6 protein-coding genes are annotated in these 7335 nt (G+C 43.6%); 3 read left to right on the forward strand and 3 right to left on the reverse strand.

Annotated elements, in window-relative coordinates; all coding sequences use genetic code 11:
- Both scpA and mutA read right to left on the reverse strand, forming a co-directional pair.
- Nucleotides 1–2100: methylmalonyl-CoA mutase (gene scpA, locus QVD32_RS12135; protein WP_287710265.1), on the reverse strand; the 2100-nt coding region annotated here is incomplete at its 3' end.
- A 41-nt stretch (nt 2101–2141) separates the two neighbouring features.
- Nucleotides 2142–4013 carry a methylmalonyl-CoA mutase small subunit gene (mutA, locus tag QVD32_RS12140; RefSeq protein WP_021891178.1) on the reverse strand — a complete coding sequence of 624 codons (1872 nt, stop codon included), beginning with the start codon at nt 4011–4013 and terminating at the stop codon, nt 2142–2144.
- A gap of 463 nt (nt 4014–4476) precedes the next feature.
- Here mutA and QVD32_RS12145 point away from each other — a divergent pair, with 463 nt between their 5' ends.
- The 3 genes from QVD32_RS12145 (at nt 4477) to QVD32_RS12155 (ending at nt 6937) form a co-directional block, all read left to right on the forward strand.
- Complete coding sequence (locus QVD32_RS12145) at nt 4477–5583, forward strand: tyrosine-type recombinase/integrase (RefSeq protein WP_118687338.1); 1107 nt, start codon at nt 4477–4479, stop codon at nt 5581–5583.
- 109 nt (nt 5584–5692) lie between these two features.
- Nucleotides 5693–6253, forward strand: coding sequence for a hypothetical protein (locus QVD32_RS12150; RefSeq protein ID WP_118687221.1), 561 nt, complete (start codon nt 5693–5695; stop codon nt 6251–6253).
- Between the two features lie 222 nt (nt 6254–6475).
- Nucleotides 6476–6937 (forward strand): helix-turn-helix domain-containing protein, encoded by a 462-nt coding sequence (locus QVD32_RS12155; RefSeq protein WP_008861893.1) that lies wholly within the window; start codon nt 6476–6478, stop codon nt 6935–6937.
- Between the two features lie 96 nt (nt 6938–7033).
- On the opposite strand, the gene QVD32_RS12160 is transcribed toward QVD32_RS12155, so the two are convergent.
- On the reverse strand, nt 7034–7222 hold the full coding sequence (locus tag QVD32_RS12160; protein ID WP_021891176.1) for a hypothetical protein: 189 nt from the start codon (nt 7220–7222) through the stop codon (nt 7034–7036).
- Nucleotides 7223–7335 lie beyond the last annotated feature (113 nt).

Consider the following 7335-nt stretch of genomic DNA (forward strand, 5'->3'; position numbering starts at 1 on the left):
TGCCTTCGATACGGAAGTACCCGGGCCAAAGATAGCGGCTACACCGGCTTTGTAAAGGAAGTCATAATCCTGTGCGGGAATAACTCCACCGGCAATTACCACAATATCCTCGCGACCCAATTTCTTCAACTCTTCGATTACCTGAGGAACCAAAGTCTTATGGCCGGCAGCCAAAGAAGAAACGCCCAACACATGTACGTCGTTTTCGACAGCCTGACGCGCAGCTTCCGCCGGAGTTTGGAACAAAGGTCCCATATCCACGTCAAAGCCACAATCGGCATATCCGGTAGCTACCACTTTGGCCCCACGGTCATGACCGTCTTGTCCCATCTTCGCTATCATAATACGAGGTTGGCGACCTTCCTTTTTAGCGAATTTTTCGCACAATTCCGTTGCCCGAACGAAATCGGCATCCTTTTTAGTCTCTGATGAATACACGCCTGATATAGTTCTGATTACTGCTTTATAACGACCTACGACAACTTCGCAAGCATCGGAAATCTCTCCCAACGTAGCGCGAACCTTAGCGGCTTTGACAGCCAAGTCGAGCAAATTACCCTTCTTCGTCTTCACACATTCGGTAATCGCATCAAGAGCCGCCTTAACCGCGGCTTCGTCGCGATGAGCTTTCAAATCTTGCAGACGCTCGATTTGCTCTTTACGCACAGCCGTATTATCGACTTCGAGAATATCGATGGGAGCCTCTTTTTCAAGACGGTATTTGTTTACACCCACGATCGTCTGTTTACCCGAGTCGATACGTGCCTGCGTACGGGCGGCAGCCTCTTCGATACGAAGTTTCGGGAGTCCGGTTTCGATGGCCTTAGCCATACCGCCCAACTTCTCGATCTCTTGAATATGTTCCCATGCCTTATGAGCCAGCTCGTTAGTCAGAGCCTCTACATAATAAGAACCTGCCCACGGGTCGATTTCTTTTGTAATATAAGTCTCTTCTTGAATATAAATCTGAGTATTACGAGCGATACGAGCCGAAAAATCGGTTGGCAGAGCGATAGCCTCGTCAAGAGCGTTGGTGTGCAACGATTGGGTATGCCCCAAAGCAGCCCCCATAGCCTCGATACAAGTACGACCCACATTATTGAACGGATCTTGTTCGGTCAATGACCAACCCGATGTTTGCGAGTGAGTACGCAAAGCGAGAGATTTCGGATTCTTGGGGTTGAACTGTTTTACGATCTTAGCCCACAACATACGTGCGGCACGCATCTTGGCGATCTCCATAAAGAAATTCATGCCGATAGCCCAGAAGAAAGACAACCGCGGAGCGAATGCGTCAATATCCATACCGGCGTTGATTCCGGCACGCAAATATTCAAGACCGTCGGCCAGCGTATAAGCCAGCTCTATATCGGCTGTCGCTCCGGCTTCCTGCATATGATATCCCGAAATGGAGATCGAGTTGAACTTCGGCATGTTTTGCGAAGTAAACTCAAAAATATCGGCGATGATACGCATCGAGAATTCAGGCGGATAAATATAGGTATTACGCACCATAAATTCTTTCAAAATATCGTTCTGAATCGTTCCGGCCATCTCTTCGAGTTTCGCGCCTTGTTCCAACCCGGCATTGATATAAAAAGCAAGGATAGGCAACACGGCTCCGTTCATCGTCATGGATACAGACATTTTGTTCAAAGGAATACCGTCGAACAAAACCTTCATATCTTCGAGCGAACAAATCGATACACCGGCCTTACCTACATCGCCTACCACACGCTCGTGATCGGCATCATATCCTCTGTGTGTCGGGAGGTCGAATGCCACAGACAATCCCTTCTGTCCCGAAGCCAAGTTTCTACGATAGAAAGCATTGGACTCCTCTGCGGTCGAGAAACCTGCATACTGACGGATTGTCCACGGACGAATGGCATACATACCGCTGTACGGGCCACGAAGAAACGGAGGAAGTCCGGCTACATAATTCAAGTGTTCAAGACCTTCGAGGTCTTCTTTGGTGTAAACAGGTTTGACGGGTATCAACTCCGGGGTTATCCAGTTTTCACCCTCATGGGCTACTTTCCCTGCCGAATGGGCGAAAGCATCCTTCGTAATATCTATATTCTTAAAATTAGGTCTCATTGTCTTTTTGTTTTTTCTTGTGTGATACAAATTGTCCGCCTTTAAATCGAAAGTTTTTCATTAAACGATTTCAACGTATCGAGTACATTCGAACGAACGTGAATAAACTCGGTAATACCCTGAGCCTTTAATTCGTCCATACAAGCCGGAGCTCCGGCTACGACGAACAGAGCGCGACCGTCGAGTATCTTGAATGCTTCCGGAGCATATTGAGCGTACTCGTCATCGCTCGAACAAAGTACCACAATATCGGCTTTGGCGTCCAAAGCGGCATCGATTCCGGCCTGCACGGTCTCGAAACCGAGGTTGTCGACGATCTTGTATCCGGCACAAGCAAAGAAATTCGACGAGAATTGAGAACGTGCTAAACGCATGGCCAAATTCCCGATAGTCAACATGAATACCGTCGGACGTTTGCCCGAACGTTCTGTTGCCAATCGCAAAGTTTCGAAATCACTGGCTGCCCGTTTGGTATTCAACACGGGGAACTCAGGTTCGCAATGATGTCCTCCCTCGTGCTTTCCGCATCCGCAACCGCACGCTTCGCCGTTAACGATTTTATCGCTGGCGACTTCATTGAAATTGGGGTATTGATTCGTTCCCAACAGTATTTCTTTCCGACGAGCCACATTCATATGGCGAGTCTCGGCCGAAGCGTTTACTTGATTTTGTACGAATCCCTCTTTCACGGCTTTGTAGAAACCGTCCTTCTCTTCCACTTCGAGGAAAAGTTTCCAAGCCTGCTCGGCGATAGAAACCGTCAAAGTCTCCACATAATAAGAACCGGCAGCCGGGTCGGTAATACGATTCAAATGCGACTCTTCTTTCAACAATAACTGTTGGTTACGAGCGATTCTTTCCGAAAAATCGTCCGGTTCCTTGTAAGCCTTGTCGAAAGGAGTCGTCGTAATGGAATCCACACCCGCCAAAGCAGCCGACATCGTCTCGGTCTGCGAACGAAGGAGATTCACATGAGCGTCGAATATAGTCTGGTTGAACTCCGAAGTCTGCGCATGAGCCTTCATTTTGCAAGCACAATCGCAAGCCGGATTATATTGTTTCACAATTTGAGCCCACAACATACGGGCAGCCCGGAATTTGGCAAGCTCCATAAAATAATTGGACGATATGCCGAAATTAAATTTCACTCGTTTAGCGACTTCGTCGACCGACAGACCTTTATCTGTAAGGGCGGCCAGCCACTCATTACCCCAAGCCAAAGCAAAACCGAGTTCCTGAGAAATAAAAGATCCGGCATTGTTCAACATCACGGCATCGACTGCCAATACCCGGAATCCGGGCAACTCTTTTACCGCATCGATAACCATGACGGCCTGATCGGCATAATCGGCGAAATCACGGCCTTTGGTCAACATTCGCTTAAACGGATTGAAACGAATCGAGCCCGATACCTTTTGCAAATCGGCAGGAGTCGTTTTGAAATAAGCGGCTACTGTTTCGGCAAGTTTCACTGTGCTTTTCATGCAAGTGGAGAAATTCAATTCCACATTCTCCATGTCGATACCATGCAGCAAAGTTTCCAAGTTTTCTACCGAAATCAAATCTTTGGCAATCTCGAATCCCAACGATTCCACACCCTTTTTCAAAATATCCAGAGCCTTTACATTGGCTTCCTTCACATCGGTTACCTTGATATCCTGACGAACCAGCCAATTGTTGTCGGCACGAGTTCCCCGCACGTAGGGATATTCACCGGGAAGAGAATCGGTCGTACTCAAATTTGCTATGTCTTCGGCACGGTACATGGGGTTAACATTAAACCCTTCGTTAGTCCTCCATACGAGCTTTTTGTCAAAATCAGCTCCTTTAAGGTCTGCCACGACCTTTTCTTTCCATTCCTGTGTGGACACCGGAGGGAACTGGTCAAACAGTTTTTCTTTACTTTCTGCCATAGTTGTTATTAGTTAAGTTGTTTAAGCCAAACTATTTATATAAATATATAGAATATATACTATTATCCGCAAAACAAGCCGAGCATAAAATCTATATGCCCGACATCTGACAACAAAAGTAGTACAAATAGTTTGAAATAAAGAATTTTTTCTGTAATTTTTATGTATAGATACTTCTCTTATAGTAAAATATTAAGAAATTCAAGACCACCATTTTATTACAAAAAAAATCGAAAAATATTTTCTCAAACAAACAAAAAAAGGAAGTACAAGAAAAAAAATACTGGGCAGACACATTCCCCCAACGGGAAAAACATCTATTCGCCGACAAAATTCCCGAAAAGTTATGCGACAGCCACATATCCCCATTAAGGGAGTTTTAATAAAATAAAAACCGTCTAATTGGAACGATCGCTTCTTGCTTTTATTTATATTTGCGATAATGAATATTATTTCCAACAATATGGGCAACGTTCAGAGACAAAGAGGAAACATCGTGCTATATAAAGAAAAGAGGGACAATAGAGAATATATACGCATAGACTATGCAGGTAATAAAGAAATACACGAGCTGCTCACCCAAGACACAGGAATAGAGACGTTTGGCTACGGGTCTGCTTACATAACGGCTGCCACTTTCAGACTGCCGGATTTCTACGACCGCTATTCTCCACATGCCTATATCGATTACAGCCGGGTTTATGTCAGACACCCCAAACCTCAAAGGGAATACACACTGCCGGAAGGATACTTGGAACTGCTGGAACAAAAGCGTTATAGCCCCTCGACCATAAAAACCTACCGTGCCTATTTCAGCGACTTTATGGAATACCACAAAGGGCGGAACATCGACCGCCTGAAAGTGGCGGACATCAACAAGTACATCCTCTACCTTGTGAACGAGAAGAAAATCTCCGTTTCACAGCAGAACATGCGCATCAACGCCATCAAGTTCTACTATGAGCAGGTAAAAGGCGGACAGCGCCAATACTATGGTGGCATCACCCGTGCGAAGGAATACAAGTCACTTCCCGAAGTGTTGAGCAGGAATGAGGTAAGCCACATTCTCTCCTGCCTGTCCAACCCGAAACACCGTTGCATGATTTCACTGATTTACTCCGCCGGATTGCGAAGAAGCGAGCTCTTGAACCTTACCCCAAAAGACATCATCAGTGAACGGATGCTTGTGCGTATCATGGGCAAAGGACGGAAATGCCGATATTCGCTGCTTTCAGAAAAGCTACTGAAGGATCTTAGGGAATATTTCAAGGAGTACCGTCCGCAGAAATGGCTGTTCGAGGGAGAAAAACCCGGTGAACAGTATTCCGCCAGTGCGCTGGTAAAGGTACTGAAAGAAGCTGCCAGCCGTGCCGGTATCAAGCACCGGGTACATGTACACATGCTGCGCCATTCGTTTGCGACCCACTTGCTGGAGCAAGGAACAGACCTCAGGACCATACAGGAGCTGCTGGGTCATAATGACATCAAGACCACCTCAATTTATCTGCATGTAACGAGTGCGCATAAATCGAGCATCCCCAATCCTCTCGACACATTGGACGGCTTATAAGGTACAGCCATTAGAGATTAGGAAATGCACCTGCGAGGTGTATCTTACATCAGTAAACAACACCTCGCAGGTGCTCTTATAAATACATTACTGATAATATAAATTTTATATGAAACTGTTTCTTTTGATATTAACATCTATTCTTTCCATAGGATTAATAAGTTGGAAAGATTCAACAGATATATCTCAAAATAAGGACTGCATTTTCAGAGATATTTTGGTTGGATATGTAGATTATGACAATGTTTTAGACAGCATATATATTGAAAAGACTTCAGAATATCGGTATGATGATAATGATGGTATGAAAGAATGTTTCGAACAGACAGAAAGAGTAATATTTACTGTTTCATTTGGAAATACGGGAGAAACGCTTGTGCTGGAAGATAAAGAAGTTTTTGATTATCCATATGCCAGTTATTCATCTTTGGCTTACAATATCGAAGAAAAAGGTATAATATCAAGACGTACTTATTCATCAAGGTTTTCAGATAAAGTTTATGTGGACTCATATTATAAATATGATGACAAGTTAAATAACTTTTTCAGAATAAAAGAACTCATACGTTTAAGTGAAGGCACAAACATGATTGATTCAATAATGAAAATTGATTCAATTCAGCCTTCTTTGGACGGCAGATGTAATAAAATCAGTAACAAGGAAAGATAACACCTAAACGGCCTTCCTTTCCAAACCATTACCTTTTTCAATACCGTCATCGACCTCCCCTTAATACCAAATCAAACCAAATGCGGTTGTAAAAACATTCCTCCTCTTCTCTTCCGAAAGGAAACCTTCGAGCAAACTAATTGCCGATTTTTTTGTATATTGGTATAAACAAACTATCATAATAGTTTCAGAGAGAATTTAATCGTTTACACCTTATTCCATATGAAAGACGGTAAAAAGCTCGTTTATTCCGGAGACTCGCTCCGAAGATTTTTGCATCGAAAGGGGCTCACCTACAAAGATGCAGCCAAAGAGCTTGGCTTGGATAAAAACACCATAGGCAAGGCAGTAAGAGGCGGAAATATGAATATAAACGTCTTACTGAGTATTGCCAATCACTGGAATTTTCCCATTACCGACTTTTTCATTTTCGTAAATCAAGAAGAATGTGAAGAGACCTATTTTATTAGTCCGAACAAATATAATAACAATTCGGCAAATGATAACCTTTTGGTCTCCGAAGATTCTAAAATCTATAAAAATATTAAAAATTTATCAACAGAAGAGCTGGCTTTAAAAGCATCCAAACAACAAGAAATTTCTTTATTACAGAATCTGATTCGAAATTATCAAGACAGAATCGATTTATTGCAGCAAGAGTTGGGACAATACAAATCTGAATAATCATTTCTTTCCCCCGTCATTATTTACATCTCGACAATAATGCGGGGAACTATCTCTGTACATATCGAAGCGTAGAAGAATTGAAATATCTTCACTTTATTTTACTACCTCTCCTCCTATATTGAATCGGTGGGGGTAAACATGAATTTTAGCGAATGAAATGGATTGAATTTCTCCTTCTTCCCTACCGTGTCCCGTAGCATTATGGGGTGTCGCATAGCGATATAATAGGGGAGACACCGAAGAAACAACAGTCTCTGAGGAGAGGGGTTGAAAAAATTTCATAAACTTTTTGGCTGTAAGAGTTAACCCCTCCGTCACTACGTGACACCTCCCCTATATTTTTGCGTTGCAAAAACACAGTGGAGGAGGAAGAGCGGCATTTCTTGTTTCAGAAT

It is taken from the genome of Barnesiella sp. (assembly GCF_022723415.1).
In the GTDB taxonomy this organism is placed as follows: Bacteria; Bacteroidota; Bacteroidia; order Bacteroidales; family Barnesiellaceae; genus Barnesiella; species Barnesiella intestinihominis.